The sequence below is a fragment of the Planctomyces sp. SH-PL14 genome (assembly GCF_001610835.1).
Taxonomy (GTDB): Bacteria; Planctomycetota; Planctomycetia; order Planctomycetales; family Planctomycetaceae; genus Planctomyces_A.
Genome location: NZ_CP011270.1, coordinates 7,685,938 through 7,710,881, shown reverse-complemented (window position 1 = coordinate 7,710,881; position 24,944 = coordinate 7,685,938). Strand labels below are relative to the sequence as shown.

The following is a 24,944-nucleotide window of genomic DNA, read 5'->3' as shown; positions in this document are numbered from 1 at the left end:
CGAATCGGTGTCGACGAGTCGACACCGGAGTGAACGATCCCGAGGTATCCGGTCCGTGATCGATCGCGTCTCCCTCCCGGCGCTCCTGCTCGTCGCGTCGCTCCTTGCGGGGAGTTCCGCGTCCGCCGACACGGTGCGGCTCAAGAACGGCCTCATCTACCGGGGGATCGCCAGCCGGGTTCCGGGGCTCAACAACCGGACCGCCCAGCAGAACAACGCCGGCCCGACCGTCAGCAACCCCTTCGTCATGATCGACGACGAGGTCCGCCAGTACTTCGTCCCCTGGAAACGGGTGGCGGACCTCAAGGAAGTGGACGACCTCGCCGGTCGGGTCCGGATCAAGATTCCGCAGCGGAAGACCGGGCGAACGAGCGGGCCGGAGGTAATCGGCGGGTTCCGCGATGTCCGGCCCTTCAACGACACCGGCCATGGGATGGTGACGCTGACGGTCCGGAACAAGGACCTCGCGATCTCGCTGGGGATCACGGAAATCTCGCCGGATGCCGTCAAAGTCGAAGGGCTCGACTACAGCTGGGAGTTCGCGGTCCTCCCGAGCTCGCTCCCGGTCGAGACCCTCAGATCGGTCCTCGAACTCGGGATCGACCCCAAGAACGAACAGGACCGCAAAGCGGTCGTGCTCCTCTTCATTCAGGCCCAGATGTATCCGGAGGCGGACAGCGAGCTGCAGAACGCCGTCCAGGACTTTCCGTCACTCAAGGACTGGGCCGATTCTCTCCGGCCGCAGATTGCCGAGGGGTTCGCGCTCAAAGGAATCAACGAGATCCAGCGGCGGATCGCGGCGGGGCAGCATGCCCTGGCTTACGAATACGCCCGGGTCTTCCCCCGCGACGGGATCAGCGCCGAGATCGTCCGGCAGGCGGACGAGATCCTGGCCACCTACGACGCCGCTCTCGACTCCCGCAACCGGATCCTGATGCGGCTCGACGAGCTTCAGGCCAAGGTCGAGCCGGAGCTGGCGGACCGGCTCCGGCCGCTCCGCTCGCAGCTCGCGGACGAGCTGCACTACGAGACGCTGCCGCGGCTGGCGACGTTCGTCCGCTCGGAGCGGGATCCCGACCTGACTCCCAAGCAGCAGCTGGCCCTCGCCTATTCCGGCTGGGTGCTGGGAGACGCCGCGGCCGGTCTCGAGATCCAGGACGCGGTCCGCCTGTGGAACGCGCGGTTCCTGGCCCTCGAAGCCCTGCGGGCGGAGCGGAATCCTCCCCGCCAGGAGGAGCTGTTCGAAGAGCTGAGGGGAGTCGAGAACCTGACGGTCGAGAAGCTGGTCCAGATGGTTCCGCAGCTCCCGCTGCCATTCGAGCCGGTCTCCACGCAGCCCCGCACGGTCCACGACGTCGCGATCACGGAGCCGATGAACGTCGGCGCTCCGGTCAAGTACTCCGCCATCCTTCCGCCCGAATACTCTCCCCGTCATCGCTACCCGGCGATCGTCGTCCTGCACGACGTGGGGAAGACTCCGGAAGACGAGCTCCGCTGGTGGGCGGGTGCCGGCGATGGCGGGCCCGATGGCTGGGCGATCCGCCGCGGCTACATCGTGCTGGCCCCGCATTACTTCGCCGACGGCGAGACCGCCTACAGCCACTCGCCCGAGGCCCACCGGGCGATTATCGAAACGCTGCTGCACGCGCGGAAGCGGTTCTCGATCGACTCCGACCGGGTGACGATCGCCGGACACGGCGCCGGCGGCGACGCGGTGTTCGACATGGCGACCGCGACCCCGGACCTGTTCGCGGGGGCGGTGCCGATCTGCGGGCACAGCTACCGGTCATCGTCGCACCTCTATGAGAACGCCCAGGACATTGCGTGGTACGTCGTCTCCGGAGAGCGGGAGTCTCCCGGCGTCCGCCAGGACAACGCCCGGGACCTCAACCGGATGCGGGTCAAGCAGGATGTGACGATCTGCGACTTCAAGGCCCGCGGCTACGAGAACTACCGCGAGGAGCTTCCGCGGCTGTTCGACTGGCTCGAGACCGTCCGCCGCCCTCCGCTGAAAGACCGGGGGACGTTCGAAGCGAGCACGCTCCGCGTAACCGATAACGAGTTCGGCTGGCTCACCTGTTCGGCGTTCCCGGCCGACATTCTGCGGCCGCCGCTGTGGGACTCGCCGGGGGCGAAGATCACGCCGATGACGGTCTCGGGGAAGATCACGGCGGGGGGGACGATCTACGTCTCGAATCCCGGCCGGCGGTCGACGCTGTGGCTGACGCCGGAGCTCGTCGATTTCGACAAGCGGATCACGGTGCACGTCAACAACGGCGGGCGGTTCCGGGACTTCGTGAAGCCCGATGTCTCGGCGACGCTGCAGCGGCTGGGGATCACGGGGGACCGCGAGCGGCCGGTGTGGGCCAAGATCGACATACAGAAGTGAGCGGCCGGGATGTTCCGGTTCCGTTCTTTGCAGTTTCCTTTGTCTACTCCAAGGTCACGATGTCTGCCGCTTCCGGAAACGCCTTTGAACTTGCGGGGATCTATGTCGGCGAGACGACGCTGGCGGATCTCTTCTCCCGTTTCGCCGCGGATGCCCTGGAGGACGCTCCGGAGCTGAACACTCCGGCGTCGATCAAGCGGGGAATCCGCCGGGTGTCGATCGATGCCGACGCGGCGAAGCTCGAGGTGCTGGGCGGGGTGGTGGAGACGCTGCTCGTCGAGTGCGTCGACGACACCGTGGCGGTGCTGCACGGTTTCTTTGGCGGCGATGCGGTGGCGTCGGTGCGGTCGGCGCTGGCGGAGCGGCATGGGGCGGCCGGGGATGACATGTGGGAGACGGCGCTGATTCAGGCGTATGTGACGGATGAGGACGGAGTGGGAGCGTTTGTGGTCTGTCACAAGGCGCTGACGGCGGAGCTCGAGCGGCGGATGGAAGCAGCCTGAGGTCGCGCGAACACCGTCCTCGCCGGCGAAGTGCTGTTCGCTCAAACCCATTGTGCGACGGCAGCCTGGGGTCAAGGGGGCCACGCCCCCTTGCCGCCGGAGGCATTTTCGATGAGGAACCGTGGTAAACAACGGGCGTCCCCTTTGTGGAACCGACGTTGAGGACTCACCGCTCGCTTTGCACTCCCCGCGGGTTGGTGAGGGGGCATACGGCACGTTGTCCGCGTTTGGACACGATCTCCTTCAGACGTCTCTCGACGGCCAGGCCTCCGGCGGGCAAGGGGGCGTGGCCCCCTTGCATCCCCCACCAGGGGTAGCCCCCTGGACCCCGGTTTTATTCACCCGCGCAAACAAAAACCCGTCGTCCACCACAACGGCAAACGACGGGTCCTGTTCATCAAACACTCAAATCACATAAACGCACGGCCCAGAATCTCCGCCTGCTCATCCTTGTGCATCCGGCCCGAACCAACCGCCGGACTCGGAGACGGCGAACGAGACACGTAATAGAACGGGAACCGCTTGAACAGCTTCTCCCCAAGCATCACGCGAAGGAACCGCCAGGCCCCCATGTTCTCCGGCTCATCCTGCACCCAGATCGCCGAAATCCCGTCCTTGTAAGGAGCGAGCGCCTGCTTCAGCGCCGCCTCAGGAACCGGATAAAGCTCCTCGACGCGGATGATCGCCACGTCGCTCCGCTCCGCCTTCGCCCGCTGGTCGACCAGGTCGTAGTACACACGGCCTGAACAGAGCAGGATCCGCTTCACCTCTCCGGCCTTGGCCTCCGCCACCGGATCGCCAATGACCGACTGGAACGAACCGTGCGTGATGTCGTCGAGCGACGAGATGCAGGCGGGCCAGCGGAGGAGTTGCTTCGGCGTCATGACGACGAGCGGCTTCTTCCACTTCCGCTTCACCTGCCGGCGAAGCATGTGGAAGAACTGAGCCGGGGTCGAAGGCTGGACGATCTGCATGTTGTCGTCCGCGGCCAGGCTCAGGAACCGCTCCAGCCGGGCACTTGAGTGCTCCGGCCCCTGTCCCTCATAACCGTGCGGCAGGAGCATCACGAGACCGCTCAGGCGGTCCCACTTGTCCTCCGCGCTCGAGATGAACTGATCGATGATCACCTGGGCCGCGTTGGCGAAGTCGCCGAACTGCGCTTCCCAGACCGTCAGGCCCTCGGGCATGTCCAGGCTGTAGCCATACTCGAAGCCCAGCACTCCCGCCTCGGAGAGCGGACTGTTGAACATCGCCACCCGGCCGCGGTCCTTCGAGATATTCGACAGCAGCGGGTAAGGCGTCCCGTTCTCGTAGTCGGTCAGAACCGCATGCCGATGGCTGAACGTGCCGCGGCGGACGTCCTGACCGGTCATGCGGAGCCGGTGGCCGTCCGCCACAATCGAGGCGTAAGCCAGCATCTCGGCGCCGCCCCAGTCGAGGGGCTGCTTGCCGGCCGCCATGTTCCGCCGGCCGTCGAGAACGCGGGCGACCTTCGGATGCGGCGTGAAGCCGGACGGCGCCTGTGACACCGCCTGCAGCAGATCCATCGCCTTGAGGCGGTCGAGCGATGTCACCGGGTTGTCGGCATTCGAGGCCAGGCCCCCGGTGAAGTGCGCCCAGATCCCCCCCATGTGGTGGAACTCGCGCTTGAAGTCCTCTGCCTTCGCGGCCTGGAGCTCCGCTTCCAGCTTCGCCTTCCGCTCCGCCTCGATCGAGTCCGACTCCTCCTTCGTCAGGTACTTGAGCCCCTTGAGGTAGGCGTCGAACACCGACGGCCGCTGCTTGATGTTCTTGTACATCAGCGGCTGCGTGAACTCGGGCTCGTCGTTTTCGTTGTGACCGCGACGACGGTAGCAGTACATGTCGATCACGACATCCCGCTGGAACTCCTTGCGGAAGTCCATTGCGAGACGAACGACCTGGGCGACCGCTTCCGGATCTTCGCCGTTCACATGGAAAATCGGGATCTCCAGCATCTTGGCGATGTCGGAGGCGTACTCCGTCGAGCGGGCGTCGGAGGGATCGGTCGTGAAGCCGACCTGATTGTTGATGATGATGTGGATCGTCCCGCCGACCTTGTAGCCCTCGAGCTGCGAGAGGTTCAGCGTCTCCTGCACGATCCCTTCGCCGATGAACGCCGCGTCCCCGTGGATCAGGAACACGCAGCCGTTGCGGCGGTCGAAGTCCTTGAAGCGGTCCATCTTGGCCGCCATGCGCCCCTGGGCCACCGTGTTGACGTATTCGAGGTGGCTGGGGTTGAAGCAGAGCGACAGGTGGACCCGGTTGCCGTTCTTCGCGGTGTAGTTCGTGCTGTACCCCATGTGGTACTTCACGTCGCCGCGGCCGTAGTGGAGCTTGGGATCCTGGTCCATGAACTCGCGGTAAATCTGCCGCGGGTTCTTCCCCATGATGTTCGCGAGGACGTTCAGGCGGCCGCGGTGGGCCATCCCGATGACGATCTCGCGGACCCCTTCTTCACCGGCCCGCTCGATCGCCATGTCGAGCATCGGGATGAGGGCCTCGCCCCCTTCCAGCGAAAAACTCTTGGCTCCCTGGAACTTGACCGAGATGAACTCCTCGAAGAGCTCCGCGTCACAGAGACGCTCAAGAATCCGCTTCTGCTCGTCCCGGCTGAGCTTGGCCCGGTTCCCCGTCGACTCCATCCGCTCCTTGAGCCAGTCGCGGACCTTGGAGTTGTTGATGTGCATGTACTGCACGCCGATCGACCGGCAGTACGTCTGCTTGAGCCAGTGGACGATGTGCCCGAGGGTCCGGACGTCCGGACCACCCATCGTGTAGGTGGAGAACTCGCGGTTCTCGTCTTCTTTCGTGAATCCGTAGTTGGCCGGATCGAGCTCCGGCGGGGCGGGGCGGACCGTCCCGAGCGGGTCGAGCGAGGCCGCCATGTGGCCCATGACGCGGTAGTTGCGGATCAGGTCGTCCAGCCGCTCCTGCTGGGCGGCGGCTCCCATCCGCTGCTCGTCGCGGAAGTCCTGCTTCGCGGCCCCGGCCCCGGGAGGGTTGAAGATGCTGTGCTGCGGGAACGGCGGCTGGTCGGACCAGGTCGTCGTCGTCGTCCCGTTCGCGTGACCGTTGCTCAGCTCATGGAAGTAGGCCTGCCACTCGGCCGGAACCGCGTCGGTCTTGCCGGCCGTGTAGTCGGCGTACAGGCTTTCGATGTAGGAGAGACTTTGGCTGCTGAGCTGGGGAGAGATCGTGGCGGGGACGGCCATGGTGGTACGCGGATGCGGGAGAAGAGGCGGATTTCCACGCGAAAACCCGGCGTCATTCCCATCGAGCAGGAACCTCTACTGTGGAATCCATAGGGGACCGCCCAGCGGAAATCAATGTCGAAACGGGAAGCCTGGGACGACCTTGCGGAATCTGCCGCCTGGGTATTTTCATCGGGAATCGGTCTGTATTGGCCCGCCGAATCCCATCGCGGGAGCAGCATTCGCTACTCGAATCGAGCAGCGGATGGCTCCCGCGAATGCATAATCGACCGCAGAGAAGAGCCCCTTTCGCGGAACCGCGGCTCTCACGGCGTCTTACCGCGGTCCCGCCTCGATCACCGCCGGCCGCACTCCGTCCTTGAAGCGGGCGAAGTTGGCATGGAACCGCTTGGCGAGATCGGCCGCCGCCGCATCGTAGGCGGCACTGTCCGGCCAGGTCGTCCGAGGATCGAGAACCGCGTCCGGCACACCGGGACACTTGAGGACGGTGTGAATGCCGAATGTCGGGTCGACCTTCGTCGGAGCGTCCCGCAGTTCACCGCTGTAGATGGCGTCGATGATGGCCCGCGTGTAGCCGAGCTTCATCCGGGCTCCGACTCCGTACGGCCCGCCGGACCATCCCGTATTGACCAGCCACACATCCGCACCGTGCCGGCGGATCTTGTCCGAGAGCAGCTCGGCGTACTTCCCCGGATGCCACACCAGGAACGGCCCGCCAAAGCACGGGGAAAAGACCGCCTCGGGCTCCTTCACGCCGACTTCCGTCCCCGCCACCTTGGCCGTGTATCCGCTGATGAAGTGATACTCCGCCTGTTCCGGGGTCAGGCGGGCCACCGGCGGCAGCACGCCAAAGGCGTCGCACGTCAGGAAAATGAGGTGCTTCGGATGCCCGGCGATGCACGGGACCTTGGCGTTCGGGATGAACTCGATCGGATACGCCCCGCGGGTGTTCTCCGTGATGCTCGTGTTCCCGAAATCGACGTGGTGGTGCGCCTTGTCGTAGACCACGTTCTCGAGGACCGCGCCGAACCGGAGCGCGTCGAAGATCTGCGGCTCCGCCTCACGGGTCAGGTAGACCGCCTTGGCGTAGCAGCCCCCCTCGATGTTGAAGACCCCGGTATCGGACCAGCAGTGCTCGTCGTCGCCGATCAGGTCCCGCTTCGGATCCGCCGAAAGCGTCGTCTTGCCGGTCCCCGAGAGGCCGAACAGGACTGCCGAGTCCCCCGTTGCGCGGTCCGCCGTCGCCGAGCAGTGCATCGAGAGGATGCCCGACCGCGGCATCGCGTAGTTCATGTACGTGAAGACCGCCTTCTTCATCTCGCCGGCGTACTCCGTCCCCAGGATCACGACCTCCTTCTTCTCCAGGCTCAGGTCGACGCTCGTGGTCGAGGTCATGCCGGTCGTGAAGCGGTTCGCCGGGAAGCGGCCGGCGTTCAGGATCACCAGGTCCGGCTGCCCGTACGTCCGGAGCTCCTGGTCCGTCGGCCGGATCAGCATGTTGTGCATGAACAACGCGTGGTAGGGCCGGGCACAGACGACCCGGACCTTGATCTGCGTCGCGGGATCCCAGCCGGCGTAGCCATCGACGACATAGAGCCGCGGCCGTGTGTTGAGGTAGTCGATCGCCCGTTCGCGGTTGATGGCGAACGTGATCTCATCGAGCGGGAAGTTGACCGGTCCCCACCAGACATCCCGCTCCGACTCCGGATGCCGGACGACGCGCTTGTCCTTCGGAGACCGGCCGGTCTTCTTCCCGGAGTAGGCGATCAGGGCCCCGGTATCGGAAATGGTCGTTCCCGGCTCGTGGCGGATCGCTTCTTCGTACAGGACGGAGGGGGAGAGGTTGCGGTGGACTTCGGCAACGGTCAGTCCCAGCGAAGCGAGGTCGAACGGTGCGGCGCTGTCGTCGATGTCAGCCACGGTCGGGAGTTCCTTTCCTTGCGGGGCGACCGGCGAGGCGCGGCCGGGTCGCAGCAGTGAGCGTCGGCCTTATGATCGACACCACCGCCGCGCCTGCCAAGCGTCACCGCCGGGCGGACCGCACCCATCGGAAAGATTCGATACCGGTGACTTCCCGCCTCGCGCCGTTTACACTGGTTTTGCTCGCCCCCGCTGCGGTGGGGTCCTCAGCGACGTTGTGTTGAAGCGACGCGTTGTCCGAAATTGTCCGTCTTGTTTTGTGGAGAAGTCCGCATGTCCGAAGTGAAACCGTCTGAGAACCGATCCCGCCGGGAGTTCATGAAAACGTCCACGGGACTGGCGCTCAGCGGCGGCTTGCTTTCCTCGTTCGGCGCCGCTTCGGCGGTCCACGCCGCGGGGAGCGATGTCCTGAAGGTCGGCCTCGTCGGCTGCGGAGGCCGGGGGACCGGCGCCGCCAGCCAGGCTCTGCGGGCCGACCCGAACGTCAAGCTCGTCGCGGTGGCCGACGCCTTCGACGACCGCCTCAACCAGTGCGTCACGATCCTGAGCGGTCAGAAGGACCTCAAGGACAAGGTCGACGTCGCGGACGATCACAAGTTCGTCGGCTTCGACTGCTATCAGAAGCTGATCGACAGCGGGGTCGACGTCGTCCTGCTCGCCTCGCCGCCGCACTTCCGCCCGGCCCAGATCGCGGCCGCGGTCGAGAAGGGGATTCACATCTTCGCCGAAAAGCCGATCGCCGTGGACGTCCCCGGCTCGCTGTCGGTCCTCGCCTCGTGCGAGAAGGCGAAGGAGAAGAAGCTCAACGTCGTTTCCGGCCTGTGCTGGCGGTACCACCCGGCGATCCGGGAGGCGATGCAGCGGGTGCACGCCGGCGACATCGGCGATGTCGTCGCGATGCGGTGCAGCTACTTCACCGGCGGCCTGTGGAACCACGGCCGCAAGGAGGGGTGGTCGGACGTCGAGTGGCAGATGCGGAACTGGCTGTACTTCACGTGGCTCTCGGGGGATCACCTCTCCGAGCAGGCGATCCACAGCGTCGACAAGATGGCTTGGGCCGTCGGCGACAAGGCTCCGATTGCCGCCTCGGCGACCGGGGGTCGTCAGACCCGGACCGATGCCGCGTACGGCCACATCTACGACCACTTCGCGGTCGAATACGAGTACGACGACGGCGTTCGCGGGTTTGGCCGGTGCCGTCAGCAGGCCGGGTGCTATCCGGACGTCTCCGACACGATCTATGGGACCAAGGGACTCTGCCACATCCAGAGCGACAAGGCCCGGATCGAAGGGGAGAAGCCGTGGAGCTCGGACAAGCTCGGCGGCGATATGTATCAGCTGGAGCACAACGCGTTGTTCGCGGCGATCCGGAAGGGTGAGCCGATCAACAATGGCGCGTACATGGTCAACAGCACGCTGATGACGATCCTGGGCCGCGAAGCTGCTTACACGGGCAAGCGGATCACCTGGGAGGACCTGCTCAAGTCGGAGACGAAGCTGGGCCCGTCGGAATATGCCTGGACGGATCTCCCGGTCGCTCCGGTGGCGATGCCGGGCGTGAAGGCGTAAGCGGGTCGCTTCATCGCGATGAATCCTTCGACCCCTCGGCGAACATTCGCCGAGGGGTCTTTTCATTGCCGCTCGAACAACCTGCGTGCCGGCACGACTCCCATAGCTCAAACCCAACGTGCGACGGCAGCCTGGGGTCAAGGGGGCCCCGCCCCCTTGCCGCCGGAGGCACTTCCATGAGGAACCGTGGGACACAACGGACGTCCCCCTTGTGGGACCAGCGTTGAGGACTCCCTCACATCACACAGCTGGCTTTGCAATCTCCGCAGGTTGGTGAGGGGCATCCGGCACGTTGTCCGCGTCTGGACACGATCTCCTTCAGACATCTCCCGACGGCCAAGCCTCCGGCGGGCAAAGGGGCGTTGCCCCTCTGCACTCCCCACCAGGGTGCCCCTGGACCCGGTTCAACAACGCTTTCCTTCCCTCACGCCACTCTCCGTAGACCCGCCGCATCACCAACCAGTATTCTTGAAACTGCGCCGATCGCTTCGCTAGATCCTCCGGTTTTTCCAACCAGAGATCGCGTTGGAGACTCTCATGACAGGATGCCGGCTTCAGGGACTGAACAGGTGGAGAACAGCCACCGCGCTGACCCTCCTCCTGCTCCTCCCCAGCACTCTGCCGGCCCAGTTCAACTTCCCCCAGGCCGAACCCGCCGCCAGCCCCGAAGTCATCCACGCCCAGCAAATGCCGCGCGACTACCGCGCGCAATCGCTGCTCCTCGAAGTCGAAGCCGCCCTCGCCAGCGGAGCCGACGGATACGCCAAGGCCGCCGAATCCCTCCAGGAACTCCTCGACCAACCCTACGACTACTTCCTCCTCGCCGACTACCGCGTCGACAAAGGAATGCGGGCCCGGATCGACGAACTCCTCGCCCGCTCCCCCGCCGAATTCCGCGCCGTCTACGACCGCCAGTTCAATCCCGAAGCCCGCAAGCTCTTCGATCAGGCCCTCACCGATCGAAGCGTCGCCGGCCTCGCCGAAGTCGTCCGCCGGTTCGGCTGGACCTCCACCGGCGAAGCCGCCCTCGCTGGCCTCGCCAACGCCCTCGCCGACCAGGGTGAGTTCGACCGCGCCGCCCGTGTCCTCGATGGACACCTCGCCCGCCGCCAGCGCCTTCCCGACCGCCCCGACCTCGCCCTCTCCGCCGCCCAGTTCTGGCGAGCCTCCGGCGACGAACTCGCCGCCGCCAACGTCCTCGCCCGCCTGAAAGCCGCCCACCCCGCTCCGGTCTCGGCCCTCGGCCGCCAGGGGCCCCTCTTCGACGGGGCAGGGGACGCCCCGCGCTGGCTCACCCAGGTGACCGGCGTCGCCCCGCGCGCGCCCCTGGAATCGGCCGTACAGGAATGGCGCCTCCCCCGCGGCTCCGCCTCCGGGCCGACCCGCGCGATGCCCGCTTCGCCGATCGCCCGCGGCGCGTGGGCCGGAACGCTGATCGACGGTTTCGACATCGATCCGATCTTCCCCACCGAGCCCGGCATCCTGGCCAACGTCAAGTCCGTGCAGGACAAGCTCAAGGGGCTGGAAGAGAAGTTCGTCGCGCAGAACCTCCTCAAGCAGCCGCTGGCCCCCGCCGGAATGCCGCTCGTCGTCGGCGGGACGGTGATCGTCTCCGGGCCCGCCTCGCTCAAGGCCTTCGACGCCCGGACCGGCGCGTTCCGCTGGACCACCGTCGAGGTCGACGGCACGTTCCAGACACTGAACCGCCTCAACACCAAGACCGACGGCTCGCTGATTCCCAGCCGGCTGCTCGACGCATTCCTCTCCCAACGGGCGTGGGTCAACCGCACCGCCGCAAACCTCTCCTCCGACGGACGCCGCGTCTACGCCATCGTCGACACGGGGATGATGGTCTCGCCGCGGACGCTTCCCTTCGGTCCGATGGTCGCCCGCAACGCCCCGCCCCCCCGGTCCGACAACCGCCTCGTCGCCTTCGACATCGCGACGGAAGGGACGATCCGCTGGAGCATGGGAGGCCGCCCCTCCGTCGGAGGGCTCGCCGACTTCCCGCCCGGCCCCCGCGACCAGCCGACCCCAGCCGATGATCTTCCGGTGGGCCTGCCGGGAGTCTACTTCCTGGGGCCGCCGCTGCCGGCGGACGACGTCCTGTATGTCCTGGGCGAGGACCGGGGCCAGGTGAAACTGTTCGCCCTTTCGCCCGATCCCGCCGCCGCGCACGGCGAAGTCCTGTGGTCGCTCCCCCTGCTGAACCCGACGACCAACGCGTCGCTGCTCGACAACGTCCCCCGGCGGATGGGGGGGCTGATGCCGGTCCTCGACAAGGGGCTCCTCGTCTGCGAGCTCGCGGACGGCGTCGTCACCGCGGTCGATCCGACGCTCCGCAGCGTCGTCTGGTCGCACCGCTACCGGCCGGCCGATCCGCAGCCCAACCGCAATCTGATGTTCATGCAGCAGATCAACGCCGGCCATAACGGCGAAGACATGGTCGTACAGGACCAGATGCGGGAGATCGGTTGGTGGGACTCGCTCCCGACAATCGCCGGCCGGACCGTGCTCCTGACCCCCAACGACGACAACCGCCTCCACGCCCTCGATCTCGAAACCGGCACCCCGCTCTGGCCTCCGCGGGAGCGCGGGGAAGGGCTCTACATCGCCGCCGCCGAGCCGGACCGGGTGATCGTGGTGGAACAGCGGGCCGTGGAGGCCCGCGAGATCGCGTCATGGAAACTCCTGTGGCGGTGCTCCCTCGACGCCCCCGGCGTCTCCGGTCGCGGCTTCCGCCAGGACGGGCGGCTCACGCTCCCCCTCGCCCAGGGGGAACTCGCCACGATCGACCTCCGGAACGGGCAGATCCTCGCCCAGTCCGCACTGCCGGACGGGGTCCGGTCGACCAACCTCGCGGCCGGGAACGGGCAGATCATTCTCCAGACGGCAACGCGCGTCTGCGGCCTCCCCGCGCTCGACCGCGCGCGGCAGGAGATCGAGGCCACCCTCGCCAAGAACCCCCGCGATCCCGACGCCCTCTCCGACCGCGGAACGCTGCGGCTCCACGAAGGGAGCAGCTCCGAAGGACAGCAGGATCTCCGGACGGCGCTCGAAGCCCGGGATTCCGCCGCGACCCGCCGCCTCCTCGTCCAGTCGCTCCTGGCGGTCCTGAGAATGGACTACGCCCGCGGCCAGGTCCACGTGGAGGAGATCCGCAAACTGGCGCAGGATCCCGAGCAGAAGTTCTGGCTCCACCTGGCGAGCGCCGAGGGGCTCGAGAAAGCGGGACGGACGGCGGAGGCTCTCGACGAGTACCTGCAGATCCCGTTTGCCCCGGGCTCCCAAGAGCTGGAAGCGAACCTGTCGGTCTCCAATGAGCGGTGGATCCGCGGACGGATCGAACGGCTTCTCTCGTCGGCCGCGAATGCCGCCGAGCTGAGGGAATCGGCCCGCGCCTGGATCGAAACGGTCCGCCAGAAGGACGCCTCCCTCGCATTCGCGGCCCTTGAGCGGGGCGGACTGAGCCCCCAGCTCGCGCGGTCGATCTCCGAACTTCCCATCCCCGACGGCAACCTCCGCGCGGAGCGACAGCTCGAACAGCTCCTCTGGCAGGTCGCGGCCCGGCCGACGGCCGACGAGTCCGCGGCGGTCGCCGCCGCCCGGCTCGTGGAGCTCCGGCTGCGGCGGGGGAAGGCGGAGCCGGTCAGCGATCTCCTCGACCGGTTCGAAACGGACTGGGCTCAGGTCAAGGTCCGCGGCGAGACGACGGGCGAGCAGCTCCTCAAACAGTGGCAGGGGGACGCCGCGATGGGGGGAGCGCTCGTGCTCCGACCGAAGTGGGAAACGGCGGTGATGGAATCCGACGCCCCGACCGAAGGCTCGGCCGACGCGAAGTTCACGCCGGTTCTCGTCCGGGGGCCGACCCGCGGGCCGCTCGACGGATGGCAGTTCGCGGTCTCGTCGGACGGACAGACTCTCACGGCGCGGGACCGCTACGGGTTCGACACGCAGCTCGGAGCGGCCACCGGCGTGGAGCCGGGGCACGGGCTCTTCGGAGCTCGGTACGTCGCCCCGATCGGCCGGATGGTGGTCTATGTCTCGGTCGACCGGGTCCTGGTCGTCGACTCCGCAACCGGTGAATCAGTCCTCAACGAGCCGCTCGTCGACACCCCGCAGTCGCAGTTCTCCGGCCAGCTCCGCGGACGATCGATCATGCCCGAAGAGCTGCGGGAAGGGATCCGGGCGCCGCTCGTCCCGGGACCGACCGGGGCAGGGCACTGCGGCAACGTCGGCCAGCCGACGTTCGACTCCCTGTGCTACCAGCGTGGCAATCGCCTGTTCTGCGTCCACCCGGCAACCGGCCAGCTGCACTGGACGCGAAGCGAGCTCCCGGAAGGGTGCGAGATCCTGATGGACGAGGAATACGTCGTCCTGTGCGCTCCATTCTCTCCGCTGCTCCAGATCTACCGGACCGCCGACGGGGCGCAGGTTGGGGAAGCGTCGGTCCCCAAGGACGTCGTCCGCAGCCGCCGCGGAGCGGAGTGGGGACGGCACATCCTGGCCGCCGCGGTGAGCAAAGAGGGGATCCGCTACCGGATGTTCGATCCCGTCAAGAAGGCCGACGTCTGGAACCGCGCCTTCCCGCCGGGGACGGAGTGGACCTCCGCGGATGGCGAGAACCTCGCGTTCCTGACTCCGGAAGGGGCGTTCGAGATCGTCCATTTCCGGACCGGTGAGACGCTCTTCCGGACGGAGCTGGCCGCGATTCCGAAGCTCGACGGGTTCGTCGTCCGGGACGACGGCCACCGGTACGGGATCTTCACGTGGACCTACGGCAACACCGGATACCGGGAGCAGCCCGACAAGTCCGATCCGCGGCGGCGGCAGATCCATGCTTACAGCCTGGCCCGGCACTTCGAGTCGTACCTGCGGACGGAGTTCACGGGGCCGCTGTTCGTGGTGGGGCACGATGGCCGGAAGATCTGGCAGCGGGACGCGGCGCAGTACCGGGCGCTGATCGTGAGCAACAACTGTCCCGCCCGCTGGCCGTTCCTGATGGTGCTGGAGGAGAAGGATCTCGATACGAAGACCTGGACCGCTTCGGTCGATGTCGTCGACACGCGGAAGGGGACGACGATTCAGTCGCAGGAGCTCTCGCGGCTGCGGAACAAGGAGTATTACCAGTGGAAGGCGGAGGCGCTCAATCGCCTGAGTGTCGAGCACAGTATGAACGTGTTCGACATTCGTCTGTACGATCCGTCGAACGCGGCGGACGCGGAGCGGGCGAAGAGTCGGAGGAACCGCAAGAAGCCGGAGGTTCCGAAGGAGGGGCCGCCGCCGCAGACGGAGCCCGCGCGAGAGATTTAAACCGCATGCTGGCCGACGCGGTTCTGTTGGCTCAAACCCAACGTGCCACGGCCGCTGGGGTCAAGGGGGCCTCGCCCCCTTGCCGCCGGAGGCACTTCCATGAGGAACCGTGGGACACAACGGACGTCCGTTTTGTGGTCCCGGCTATGAGGACTCCCTCAATCGACACCGCTTGCTTTGCAATCCCCGCGGGTTGGTGAGGGGGCATCCGGCACGTTGTCCCCGCTTGGACATGTGCTCCTTCAGACAGTCCCCGACGGCTAGGCCTCCGGCGGGCAAGGGGCATTCTGCCCCCTGCACCCCCTGACCAGGGTGCCCCTGGACCCGGTGATCTACCGCGTGCAGTAGTCGATGATCCGCGAAATCTCCGTCCGGAGCTCCGGACGAGGAATAATGCGGTCGACAAAGCCCTTCTTCAGCAGGAACTCGCTCTTCTGGAAGCCCTCGGGAAGCTTCTGCTTGACCGTCGCCTCGATGACCCGCGGCCCGGCGAAGCCAATCAGCGCCTCCGGCTCAGCGATCACGATGTCCCCCAGCGAAGCGAAACTGGCGGCCACACCACCCATCGTCGGGTTCGTCAGGACAGAAATGTAGAGCCCGCCGCATTCGTGATAACGGGCCAGCGCCGCCGAAACCTTCCCCATCTGCATGAGCGAGAAAATCCCCTCGTGCATCCGGGCTCCGCCCCCCGAACCGCTGATGATGAGGAGCGGCAGCTTCTGTTTCGTCGCCTCTTCGATCGCCCGCGTCAGCTTCTCGCCAACGACCGAGCCCATGCTCCCCATGATGAACGAGGAGTCGGTCAGGCCGAAGACGAGCGGACGGCCCCGCATATACCCCTTGCCGACGACGCACGCGTCGTTCATCCCCGTCTTCTTCTGCTCCTCGACCAGACGGACCTTGTAGGCCTTCTTGTCCGTGAACCCGAGCGGATCGACCGGCATGAGGTTCGGGAACCACTCTTCAAACGAGTCCGCGTCCAGCAGCTGCGCGATCCGCAACTTGGCCGGGACGTAGAAGTGATGGCCGCACTCCAGGCAGAGGTTCAGGTTCTGCTCGAGGTGCTTGCGGAAGTTCGGCGCCTGGCAGCGCTCGCAGCGGATCCACAGCCCCTCGGGAACGCCACGTTTCTTGCGCGGCTCTTTCAGCGGCGCAGGGGCATCCGGAGGAGACTGAGGCAGACCGTTCTCGGTCGCGTTGACGGCGTCCGCATCCATTTCGGGATCCCGGGAGGGAAAAGCCAGGTTCAAAAGGCGAGGGCCGAGGGCGTTTCGCGCTCAGCTCTCACCCTGAACTCTCGACCCCGGACCTCCACCGTGCGTCCGAGACGGTCACTGCTGTGCCACGCCCCGCCACCACAAAAACGGGTTGGAGGAAGTCAGGAGATCATCGGAACGTTCCGCGTCCGCGTCAACAAACTCGACGAGCTGCCGGGAACATCCTCCCGTATGGGGACCGCAGAACTCGGGCTGCTTCCCCTTGAGGACCGAGACGATCACGGTCGCCACCGGCTCCGAAGCGACAATGGCGAAACTCTCGTCCCGCCGCATCGGCTTCCGGAGGCCCCGATGGACCCGCTGATAGACGTCCTCGCACGACTCCCCTTCGGGAGGGCAGATCGCCTCCGGCTCGTCTTCCCACTGCTTGAAGACGCGAGGCTGCTTGCGGCGGATCTCGTCGACGAGCATCCCCTGCCACAATCCCAGATGGGCATTGCAGAGCCCGGGGATCGGCTGAACGGGGACATCGAGGATCTCGCCGACCGCCTCGGCCGTAGAGCGGGCCGGCTCGGAAGGAGAGGTGTAGATGACGTCGAGATCGTGGCCGCGAAGCTGATTCACGATCTCGTTAATCTGCGACCGGCCCCGCTCGGTGAGCGGGAGGTCGAGGGCCCCTTGAATCCGATGCTGGACATCGAAATCCGTTTCGCCGGGGCGAATCACAATCTGTGACATGGAACCCGAAGGCTCTCAATGTGCGCCGCGGCGACCCTGCTCGGCAAGTTGCCTGAGCTCGTTGATCGCCGTGCGGTAGTCGGGCTGGTCGAAAATGGCGCTACCCGCCACAAACACATCCGCGCCAGCCTCAGCCGCGGAAGCGATGGTCTTTGTCCCGATCCCACCGTCGATGGAGATCAGGACCTCCTTGCCGAACGTCCGCCGGACTTCCCGCACCTTCTCCAGAGCGGAGGGGATGAAGGACTGTCCGCCGAACCCCGGTTCCACGCTCATCACGAGAACCAGGTCGCATTCTCCGACCGCGCCCCGAATCGCCTCGACGGAGGTCTTTGGATTCAGGGCAATTCCCGCGCCGCAGCCGGACTGGCGAATCCGTCTGAGCAGCGGGACCGGGTCGGGAACGGCTTCAATATGGAATGTGATGAGTTCGCAGCCCGCCTTGACGTATTCGTCCAGGTACTTGGCCGGGTCGGACACCATCAGGTGCGCATCGAAGAGGGTCTTCGTCCGCGCCCGATTCCGTTCGATCACCATCGCCCCGTAGGACAGGTTCGGAACGAAATGCCCGTCCATCACATCCCAGTGAATGACCGGAGCCTGCCCTTCATCAAGCCGCCGAAGATCCCCCGCCAGATCGCCGAAATCGCACTTCAACATCGAAGGCGCAATAGCGGGACGCTGAGCGTGCAGTCGTTGCACATGGACCGAATAGTCCATCAGTAGGGGATATCCTTAAGGAATGATGCGGTCACCAGAATCCTGGTTCCGCTTCGCATTCGATCGCTTCCGACCGACTGCGTATCTGAAGGGAGTGTAAATTGTGCAAAGTCGCCCGGGTTGCGTCCAGAGCGAACACTCCGTTCGCGGAACCTCAGCGGAGGGGCAAACGGAAAAGCAACGCACGTAACAGGTTCGGTATAGACCGAGAGCCATCTCCGGACCGTGCCGCAGATGGCTCTCGTGATTCGACTCTTAGAGCTTCGCAATCTTGGCGATCAGGTCGGCCGTCCGGTTGGAGTAGCCGAACTCGTTGTCGTACCAGCTGAGAACCTTCAGGAGGTTCCCGCCGATGACCTGCGTCCAGCTCGCATCGAAGATGCTCGAAGCCGGGTGACCGATGACGTCGCTCGAGACGATCGGGTCGGTGTTGTAAACCAGGATCCCCTTGAGAGGACCTTCGGCCGCTTCCTTGATCGCGGCGTTGACGGACTCGACGGTCACGGTCTTGCCCATGACGGCGACGAGGTCGGTCACCGAGCCGGTTCCAACCGGAACGCGGAGCGAAATCCCGGTCAGCTTGCCGTTCAGCTTCGGCAGCACTTCGCCGACCGCCTTCGCGGCACCGGTCGAGGTCGGGATGATGTTGAGAGCGGCCGCACGGGCCCGGCGGAGATCGCTGTGGATCTGGTCCGAGACGCGCTGGTCGTTCGTGTAGGCGTGAACCGTGGTCATCAGCCCCTTCTCGATGCCGAACTGCTCATCCAGGACCTTGGCCAGAGGGGCCAGGCAGTTGGTGGTGCAGCTCGCGTTCGAGACGGTCTTGTGAGCGGCGGTCAGGCCGGCGTCGTTCACACCCATGACGCAGGTGTAGTCCGTCGGGGAGTCCTTGTCGGACGGAGCCGACAGGACGACCTTCTCGGCACCGGCGGCGAGGTGGCTGTCGTAGCCCGGCTTGTCGCCGTTGGCCCGCTTCGTGAAGAAGCCGGTCGACTCGAGGGCGACCTTCACGCCCATCGACTTCCACGGCAGCTTGGCCGGATCGCGCTCGGCGACGACCTTGATCTTCTTGCCGTCGATGATGAGCGAGTCCCCTTCAGCCTTCACTTCGCCTTCGTAGCGACCCTGGATGCTGTCGTACTTGAAGAGAACAGCCAGCGCCTTCGGATCGCTGAGGTCGTTGATGGCCAGCACATCGAATTCACCGCCACGCTTAAGCATGGCCCGCAGCGAGATACGTCCAATTCGACCGAATCCATTGATACCGACGGCAACTGCCACTTCTGATTTCCTCCGAAAATGCGGTTCTTCGCTTAATTGCGCGGCGAGAGTTTACAAGCGCACACCGCGGGTCACAAGGAATGGTATGGTCGCAAGACCTTTTCCGAAACGACGGAAACCACCGCACGCATCAAGGTTTACCGCGTCGACACGACCGCGAAAACTAACCTGTCCGGCCCCGGGACCTTGCATCCATTGACAGCCGCTGCTGCGGTCGATCCCGAAGGTTCTGGTCGAGCGCGACACGATCGGGAATCGATTCCGGATCCCCGGAACGTCACCACGATTGAACGGGCGACGGAGGGGGTGGAAACTCTGGGGCAGGGGGGGCACCACGAGTCGGCGGAGGTCGGGGCAGACTCCGCTTCGGGGAGTTCAACAGCCATGAGCCAGAGCCCGTCTCTCATCGAACCGGACAACACCGCCATACGGGTCGCCCTGTGGCGGGCCCTGCACGTCGAAGTCGATCCGCCGCCGCACGTCTTCGAAGACGACCTCGGCCTCAAGCTCGCCGCGCCGGAGGACGGCTGGCGGAACCGACCGGACATGAGCCCGTTCACGAAGCCGTTTCGGGCGGCGATCGTGGCCCGCGCCCGCTTTGTCGAAGACCTCGTGGCGGAGCAGGCGGACCGCGGCGTCGGCCAGTACGTTCTTCTCGGGGCGGGGCTCGACACCTTCGCTCAGCGACGCCCGGAGATCGGCTCCCGGATGCTCGTCTTCGAGGTCGACCAGCCCGGCCCCCAGCAGTGGAAACGCCAGCGTCTGACCGAACTGGGGCTCGGCGTGCCTCCGTTCCTGCGGCTCGTTCCGGTCGACTTCGAGGCGGGCGATGACTGGTGGCAGCGGCTTGTCGAGAACGGCTTCGATGCGAGCCGGCCGGCGGTCGTCGCCTCGCTGGGGGTCAGCATGTACCTGACCCGTGGAGCGATCGCCGCCACGCTCCGCCGGATGACGCATCTGGCGCCGGGTTCGACATTCGTGATGTCGTTCCTTCTGCCGATCGAGTTCGCGGATCCGGCGATCCGGCCCGGCCTGGAGCGAGCGGTCGAAGGGGCGAAGGCGAGCGGGACTCCCTTCCTGAGCTTCTTTACGCCCGCGGAGATGCTCGACCTCGCCCGCGAATGCGGCTTCCGCCATGTTCAGCATGTCTCGGCCGTTGAACTCGGCGATCGCTACTTCGCCGGTCGGACTGACGGCCTTCGTCCTCCCAGCAACTCTGAGGAACTGCTCGTCGCGACCACCGCAGAGTGAAGCGGAGCGCACCTTCCGTCTCGATGTGCACACCCCAGCCGGAGTCCAGGGGCTCGCCCTTGGTGGGGAGTGCGGAGGGGCCTGTGTGGCCCTTTGCCCGCCGGAGGCCCTCTCGTCGGGAGATTTCCCACAAAGCGGACGCCCGTTGTGTCCCACGGTTCCTCATGGAAGTGCCTCCGGCGGCAAGGGGGCGTGGCCCCCTTGACCCCAGGCTGCCGAGGCACGTTGGGTTTGAGATGGCGTAGCCGTGCCGGCAGGAACGGTTTGACGAATTCCCCAACTCGCACTTCGCTTGACTGGTAAGACTTCCCTTACCTATTGTGTCCCGCATGGTGATGACCTCAGAACGAGAACCGGATGTCTTCGGGGCCATCAGCCACCCCGCACGTCGCCGGATGCTGGACCTGCTCGTCGAGGCCGAGCGCTCGGTCAACACCATCGCGGGCGAGTTCCAGATGAGCCGCCCCGCCGTCTCCCAGCACCTCCGCATCCTGCTGAACGCCGGCCTGGTCTCGGAGCAGCGGCACGGCCGCGAACGACACTACCGCCTCGTCCCCGGCGGCCTCGCCCCGGTGCGGGACTGGATGGCCCACTACGAACAGTTCTGGGACGAGCGTTTCCGCCGTCTCCAGGAACTGCTCGCGAAAAGAAAGCCGGAATGAACAACATCATTCGAAGAGAACTCCTCTTCCCACAACCACCGGAACAGGTCTGGCAGGCCATCACCGACCGCGCCACGCTCGCCGAGTGGATGTACCCCAACGACTTCGAACCCCGCGTCGGCCACCAGTTCACGTTCCAGGTCCCGCCAAACCCCAAGGTCCGCTTCGACGGCCTCACCGTCCGCTGCGAGGTCCTGGAGTGCGAGCCCCCCAGCCGCCTCGTCTTCTCCTGGTCAGTCGCCGGCCCCGTCGCCAACACCCAGGTCTCTTACCGCCTCGAACCCGACGGCCCTGGCACGCGGCTCCTGTTCGAGCACGCCGGCTTCGATCTCTCCCAGGTCGGCGGCGACCAGGCCTTCAAGGGAGCCGAATACGGCTGGGCCCGAATGCTCGGCCAGCTCGCCACCGTCGTCGCGAAACGGACGACCGACGCGCCGTAGAAGCCCCATCAGGACGGAGCCCACTCCACCGCCCACCACAACACCATGAAGCCAAGCACGCAACGCGCCATCGTCCGCTGGATCCACATCGTCTTCAGCATCCCGATCTTCGGCTACGTCTACAGTCCGTTCGAAGAGATCCCCAAGTACGCCGGCCCCACGCGGTACGTCTTCCTCCCGATCCTGGCCCTCTCCGGCCTCTGGATGTGGAAGGGACACCTCCTCCGGCGGCTGTTCTCGAAGGACGCCGCAGCCGTTCCGGCGGAGTGACGGTATAAAGCGCATCATCGACGCCCCCGCTCCCGCACATCGAGAGTGACCACGATGGCCGGCAAGACGCCCAAGAAAGCGGTCAAAGCAACGAAGAAGACGCCCGCGAAGAAAACCGCGGCGAAGACCACTGCGGCCAAGCGAGCCACCGCGAAGGCGACCAAACCGCGGAAGGCCGCCGCGAAGTCCGCTTCCGCGGACGGAGCCGGGCCGGTCCTCCTCTCAGGAGGCAACCCGCAGATCGCCAAGGGCTACGGCGACGCCCCGGTCCAGGCCTACATCGCAGCGATGCCCGGCTGGAAAAGCGACCTCGGCCGCCGCCTTGACGCCCTGATCACCCGGACCGTCCCCCACGTCCAGAAGGCGGTCAAATGGAATTCGCCCCTCTACGGTATCGAGGGCGATGGCTGGTTCCTCGGCCTCCATGTCTTCAACAAGTACGTCAAAGTCGCCTTCTTCCGAGGCGCCTCCCTCCGCCCCCTCCCGCCGGGTGAGTCCAAGCAGAAGGAAGTCCGCTACCTCGACATCCGCGAAGACGACTCGCTCGACGAAGCTCAATTCGTCAATTGGGTGAAGCAGGCCAGCCAGATGCCCGGCGAACGAATGTGACAGATCGGCGAGGCACCAGTCACGGCCAAGCGAGAACACGATGAAGAAAGCAGCCAGCAGCTCGAAAGACGCCAAGATCGACGCTTCGCCCTCTCAGCTGATCGACGCGAGAATTCAGGAGCTCAGCGACTGGCGGGGCGAGACGCTCACGCGGATCCGCGCCCTCATCCGGGACGCCGATCCCGAAGTCGTCGAGGAGTGGAAGTGGAGCGTCCCGGTCTGGTCGCACGCCGGAATCCTCTGCACCGGCGAGTCCTACAAAGCCGCGGTGAAGCTGACCTTCCCCAAGGGGGCCTCGCTCCCGGATCCGGCCGGCCTCTTCAACTCCAGCCTGGAAGGAAACACCCGCCGCGCCATCGATTTCCGCGAGGGGGACAAGATCAACGAAAAGGGGCTGAAAGCCCTGATCCGCGCCGCCATCGCTCTCAACACGTCGGCCCAGACAACCGCTCGACCAGCCCGCTCTCCCAGGAAGCCAAAGAGCGAGTGAGTCAACCGCCTCGCTCCAGTTCCAGCGTCAGGCAGTAGTCGGCAAAGCCAGCCGCGCGCCAGAAGGCGATCCCGGCCGTGTTTCCCACAAGCACCTCGACGCGAACTCTCCGGGAATCGGTCCAGGCATTGGCGCGAAGCCATTGGAGGGCCGCTCGGCCGATTCCCCGCCGACGGCACTCGGGCCGCACGTAAAACTGCCGCAGATAAACCCATTCGGGGTCAAACCGGTACAGGGCATAGCCGGCGGTCGACTCGTCGATCTCGAAGACAGTCGCCCGATATCCGTTCGCGAGGAACTCCGTCATTCGCTGGGCCAGTTGCCCGACGGTCATCGGATTGCGGTGTCCCTCGTCTCGAATCAGAGCGTGATTCAAAGCGGCCAGCTCAGGGGCATCGGCGTGCGTCGCGAAGCGAAAGTTCATCGGCGGCGGCCCGCGGTCAGGATCGGTTCTTCCCGGGCTTCCAGATTGTCTCCATCAAGTCGTGATGCCCGACCCGGCTCACGCCCCGCGCAATCGCCGCCATGATCGCCCACCAGTCGCGATGCCTCAGCGCGTCGGCGGGAATCCACAGCCCCGGCAGGGCCGTACTCATGATCAGTTCGCTTCCGGCGGTCTCTACCACCGAGAACCGCCCATCCGTCCGCCGGTTCCAGATCCACTCCACCGGATCGGTGTCCCGCACCGCCACGTACTCGATCACGCCGCTCCGCTCAAAGCACGCCCGTCGGTGCTCGTAGTCCAGCAGGTCGTTCCCGGGGAACACATCAAGCACAAAGTTCGGCGGCCCCCGGAAACAGTCGTAGTCCGGTTCGGGATTGCACTGCTTGAGCGCCCCGTGGTTCACCATCACGGTGACGCCGGGGCGGAACCGGATCTCGTCGTCGAGCTGAACGGTCGCGTGGACGCAGCAATACAGACCGGGCGAGAACAGCCGGTAGTAATTGATGCACATCGCGAGATCGGTCAGCAGCGCCGACCGGCCCACATCGAGTTCACAGTCCATGGCAGACAATTCCCTCGTGGCGGGCTCGAAACGACTTACGCCTCCGCGGCCATCTGCCGCAGGACGCCGCTCAGGATCTCACATCCCTCGTCGACGTCCTCCGCGGTCACATTCAGAGCCGGCAGCAGTCGCACGACCGTGTCGTGCGTGGCGTTGACGAGCAGCCCCTTCTCCATGCACTTGCCGACCACCGGCATGGCGTTCGTCGTCAGCTCGACGCCGACCATCATCCCGCACACCCGGACTTCGTCGATGATCGGCAGTTCGGCCTTCAGCGCCTCGAAGTGTGCCCGGAACCGCTCCGACATGACCTGGACATTGTCGAGCAGTCCGTCTTCCTCGATCGTCTCGACGGTCGCGATCCCCGCCGCCATGGCGATCGGGTTCCCGCCGAAGGTGCTGGCGTGCATGCCCGGCCGGAGGCTGGGGGCGATCTCGTCCTTGCAGATGATCGCACCGCAGGCGACGCCACCGGCGACCCCCTTGGCGAGCGTCATGATGTCCGGCTGGACGCCGAAGGTCTGGTAGCCGAACCAGTTCCCGGTCCGTCCCATGCAGGTCTGGACTTCGTCGAAGATCAGGAGCAGGCCGCGCTCGTCGCACAGGTCCCGCAGCCCCTGGAGGAATTCGACGGAGGGGATGTTGACGCCCCCTTCGCCCTGGACCGGCTCGATCAGGATGGCGCAGGTCTCGTCGTCGACGAGTTCCTTGACCGCCTTGAGGTCGTTGTGGGGGGCGTAGAGGAAGCCCGGGAGGAGGGGGCTGATTCCCTCGTGGTACTTGGGCTGGGCGGTCGCGGTCACGGCAGCGAAGGTTCGTCCGTGGAAGCCGTTTTCGAAGGTGATGATCTTGTACTTGCCGGCGGGGGTGTGCATGCGGGCGAGTTTGATCGCCCCTTCGTTGGCTTCCGCGCCGCTGTTGCAGAAGAAGGCCTTGCCGAAGGAGCGGGTGCAGAGGGCTTCGGCGAAGCGTCCCTGGGCTTCGATGTACCAGGTGTTGGGGACGTGGATGAGTGTGGCGGCCTGTTCCTGGATGGCCCGGACGACGCGTTCGGGGGAGTAGCCGAGGATGTTGCAGCCCCAGCCGGGGAAGAAGTCGAGGTAGCGGTTTCCTTCGGCGTCCCAGACGGTGGAGCCTTCCCCTTTGACGAGTGCGATCGGGTACCGCCGGTAGTTGGGGATGACGTACTTCTGGAAGAGGGCGATCGTTTCTTCGCTGGAGGTGTCGGTGTGGGCCACGGCGGGGGCTTCCTGGGGGTGGGCGACTCGAATGGGATTCGAGCACCGGACAAACGAGTGCGGCGGCCGGTTCGGAGCGATCCGTTCGCTTCGG

Annotated in this window: 19 protein-coding genes; 10 read left to right on the top strand and 9 right to left on the bottom strand. The window is 65.8% G+C overall.

The window, feature by feature from the left end:
- Positions 1-55 precede the first annotated feature (55 nt).
- Positions 56-2,389 (top strand): hypothetical protein, encoded by a 2,334-nt coding sequence (locus VT03_RS29665; RefSeq protein WP_075096349.1) that lies wholly within the window; start codon positions 56-58, stop codon positions 2,387-2,389.
- A gap of 59 nt (positions 2,390-2,448) precedes the next feature.
- Positions 2,449-2,892 (top strand): hypothetical protein, encoded by a 444-nt coding sequence (locus tag VT03_RS29660; protein WP_156514845.1) that lies wholly within the window; start codon positions 2,449-2,451, stop codon positions 2,890-2,892.
- Between the two features lie 410 nt (positions 2,893-3,302).
- Here the strand turns inward: VT03_RS29660 and VT03_RS29655 are convergent, their stop codons facing one another.
- Both VT03_RS29655 and pckA read right to left on the bottom strand, forming a co-directional pair.
- The gene (locus VT03_RS29655) at positions 3,303-6,125 is read right to left on the bottom strand and encodes a 2-oxoglutarate dehydrogenase E1 component (protein ID WP_075096347.1); all 2,823 of its coding nucleotides are present in this window, start codon (positions 6,123-6,125) and stop codon (positions 3,303-3,305) included.
- Between the two features lie 315 nt (positions 6,126-6,440).
- On the bottom strand, positions 6,441-8,045 hold the full coding sequence (pckA, locus tag VT03_RS29650; protein ID WP_231870554.1) for a phosphoenolpyruvate carboxykinase (ATP): 1,605 nt from the start codon (positions 8,043-8,045) through the stop codon (positions 6,441-6,443).
- Positions 8,046-8,318: 273 nt separating this feature from the next.
- Between pckA and VT03_RS29645 the strand changes: the two genes are divergently transcribed.
- The gene (locus tag VT03_RS29645; RefSeq protein ID WP_075096346.1) at positions 8,319-9,614 is read left to right on the top strand and encodes a Gfo/Idh/MocA family protein; all 1,296 of its coding nucleotides are present in this window, start codon (positions 8,319-8,321) and stop codon (positions 9,612-9,614) included.
- 537 nt (positions 9,615-10,151) lie between these two features.
- The gene (locus VT03_RS29640) at positions 10,152-14,927 is read left to right on the top strand and encodes a PQQ-binding-like beta-propeller repeat protein (protein ID WP_075096345.1); all 4,776 of its coding nucleotides are present in this window, start codon (positions 10,152-10,154) and stop codon (positions 14,925-14,927) included.
- Between the two features lie 332 nt (positions 14,928-15,259).
- Here the strand turns inward: VT03_RS29640 and accD are convergent, their stop codons facing one another.
- The 4 genes from accD to gap all read right to left on the bottom strand — a co-directional run bounded on the left by accD (position 15,260) and on the right by gap (position 18,883).
- Positions 15,260-16,144, bottom strand: coding sequence for an acetyl-CoA carboxylase, carboxyltransferase subunit beta (accD, locus tag VT03_RS29635; protein WP_082846843.1), 885 nt, complete (start codon positions 16,142-16,144; stop codon positions 15,260-15,262).
- Between the two features lie 114 nt (positions 16,145-16,258).
- Entirely contained in the window at positions 16,259-16,882 is a 624-nt protein-coding gene (locus tag VT03_RS29630; protein WP_075096344.1) for a histidine phosphatase family protein, read from the bottom strand.
- A 15-nt stretch (positions 16,883-16,897) separates the two neighbouring features.
- Positions 16,898-17,602, bottom strand: coding sequence for a ribulose-phosphate 3-epimerase (gene rpe, locus VT03_RS29625; RefSeq protein ID WP_075096343.1), 705 nt, complete (start codon positions 17,600-17,602; stop codon positions 16,898-16,900).
- A gap of 255 nt (positions 17,603-17,857) precedes the next feature.
- On the bottom strand, positions 17,858-18,883 hold the full coding sequence (gene gap / locus VT03_RS29620) for a type I glyceraldehyde-3-phosphate dehydrogenase (RefSeq protein ID WP_075096342.1): 1,026 nt from the start codon (positions 18,881-18,883) through the stop codon (positions 17,858-17,860).
- 384 nt (positions 18,884-19,267) lie between these two features.
- Between gap and VT03_RS29615 the strand changes: the two genes are divergently transcribed.
- The 6 genes from VT03_RS29615 to VT03_RS29590 all read left to right on the top strand — a co-directional run bounded on the left by VT03_RS29615 (position 19,268) and on the right by VT03_RS29590 (position 22,605).
- On the top strand, positions 19,268-20,134 hold the full coding sequence (locus tag VT03_RS29615; protein WP_075096341.1) for a class I SAM-dependent methyltransferase: 867 nt from the start codon (positions 19,268-19,270) through the stop codon (positions 20,132-20,134).
- Positions 20,135-20,463: 329 nt separating this feature from the next.
- Positions 20,464-20,796, top strand: coding sequence for an ArsR/SmtB family transcription factor (locus VT03_RS29610; protein WP_197489119.1), 333 nt, complete (start codon positions 20,464-20,466; stop codon positions 20,794-20,796).
- On the top strand, positions 20,793-21,236 hold the full coding sequence (locus VT03_RS29605; RefSeq protein WP_075096340.1) for an SRPBCC family protein: 444 nt from the start codon (positions 20,793-20,795) through the stop codon (positions 21,234-21,236). The genes VT03_RS29610 and VT03_RS29605 overlap by 4 nt, the downstream gene beginning before the upstream one ends.
- Positions 21,237-21,281: 45 nt before the next feature.
- Entirely contained in the window at positions 21,282-21,506 is a 225-nt protein-coding gene (locus tag VT03_RS29600; protein WP_075096339.1) for a hypothetical protein, read from the top strand.
- Between the two features lie 54 nt (positions 21,507-21,560).
- Positions 21,561-22,115 carry a DUF1801 domain-containing protein gene (locus VT03_RS29595; protein ID WP_075096338.1) on the top strand — a complete coding sequence of 185 codons (555 nt, stop codon included), beginning with the start codon at positions 21,561-21,563 and terminating at the stop codon, positions 22,113-22,115.
- A gap of 40 nt (positions 22,116-22,155) precedes the next feature.
- Positions 22,156-22,605 carry a DUF1801 domain-containing protein gene (locus VT03_RS29590; protein WP_075096337.1) on the top strand — a complete coding sequence of 150 codons (450 nt, stop codon included), beginning with the start codon at positions 22,156-22,158 and terminating at the stop codon, positions 22,603-22,605.
- A 1-nt stretch (position 22,606) separates the two neighbouring features.
- Here the strand turns inward: VT03_RS29590 and VT03_RS29585 are convergent, their stop codons facing one another.
- The 3 genes from VT03_RS29585 to VT03_RS29575 are packed head-to-tail and all read right to left on the bottom strand — an operon-like array spanning position 22,607 to position 24,850.
- Positions 22,607-23,029, bottom strand: a complete 423-nt coding sequence (locus VT03_RS29585; protein WP_075096336.1) for a GNAT family N-acetyltransferase — start codon at positions 23,027-23,029, stop codon at positions 22,607-22,609.
- 16 nt (positions 23,030-23,045) lie between these two features.
- Positions 23,046-23,612: a Uma2 family endonuclease gene (locus VT03_RS29580; protein ID WP_075096335.1), complete on the bottom strand. Its 567-nt coding sequence runs from the start codon at positions 23,610-23,612 to the stop codon at positions 23,046-23,048.
- Positions 23,613-23,647: 35 nt separating this feature from the next.
- Positions 23,648-24,850 (bottom strand): aspartate aminotransferase family protein, encoded by a 1,203-nt coding sequence (locus tag VT03_RS29575; protein ID WP_075096334.1) that lies wholly within the window; start codon positions 24,848-24,850, stop codon positions 23,648-23,650.
- Positions 24,851-24,944: the final 94 nt, after the last annotated feature.

Coding starts and splice junctions, on each gene's coding strand:
- VT03_RS29660 (WP_156514845.1), top strand. CDS start 2,449: ATGTCTGCCGCTTCCGGAAACGCCTTTGAACTTGCGGGGATCTATGTC.
- VT03_RS29580 (WP_075096335.1), bottom strand. CDS start 23,612: ATGGACTGTGAACTCGATGTGGGCCGGTCGGCGCTGCTGACCGATCTC.
- VT03_RS29655 (WP_075096347.1), bottom strand. CDS start 6,125: ATGGCCGTCCCCGCCACGATCTCTCCCCAGCTCAGCAGCCAAAGTCTC.
- VT03_RS29630 (WP_075096344.1), bottom strand. CDS start 16,882: ATGTCACAGATTGTGATTCGCCCCGGCGAAACGGATTTCGATGTCCAG.
- rpe (WP_075096343.1), bottom strand. CDS start 17,602: ATGGACTATTCGGTCCATGTGCAACGACTGCACGCTCAGCGTCCCGCT.
- VT03_RS29615 (WP_075096341.1), top strand. CDS start 19,268: ATGAGCCAGAGCCCGTCTCTCATCGAACCGGACAACACCGCCATACGG.
- VT03_RS29605 (WP_075096340.1), top strand. CDS start 20,793: ATGAACAACATCATTCGAAGAGAACTCCTCTTCCCACAACCACCGGAA.
- VT03_RS29610 (WP_197489119.1), top strand. CDS start 20,464: ATGGTGATGACCTCAGAACGAGAACCGGATGTCTTCGGGGCCATCAGC.
- VT03_RS29645 (WP_075096346.1), top strand. CDS start 8,319: ATGTCCGAAGTGAAACCGTCTGAGAACCGATCCCGCCGGGAGTTCATG.
- VT03_RS29585 (WP_075096336.1), bottom strand. CDS start 23,029: ATGAACTTTCGCTTCGCGACGCACGCCGATGCCCCTGAGCTGGCCGCT.
- accD (WP_082846843.1), bottom strand. CDS start 16,144: ATGGATGCGGACGCCGTCAACGCGACCGAGAACGGTCTGCCTCAGTCT.
- VT03_RS29590 (WP_075096337.1), top strand. CDS start 22,156: ATGAAGAAAGCAGCCAGCAGCTCGAAAGACGCCAAGATCGACGCTTCG.
- VT03_RS29595 (WP_075096338.1), top strand. CDS start 21,561: ATGGCCGGCAAGACGCCCAAGAAAGCGGTCAAAGCAACGAAGAAGACG.
- VT03_RS29640 (WP_075096345.1), top strand. CDS start 10,152: ATGACAGGATGCCGGCTTCAGGGACTGAACAGGTGGAGAACAGCCACC.
- VT03_RS29600 (WP_075096339.1), top strand. CDS start 21,282: ATGAAGCCAAGCACGCAACGCGCCATCGTCCGCTGGATCCACATCGTC.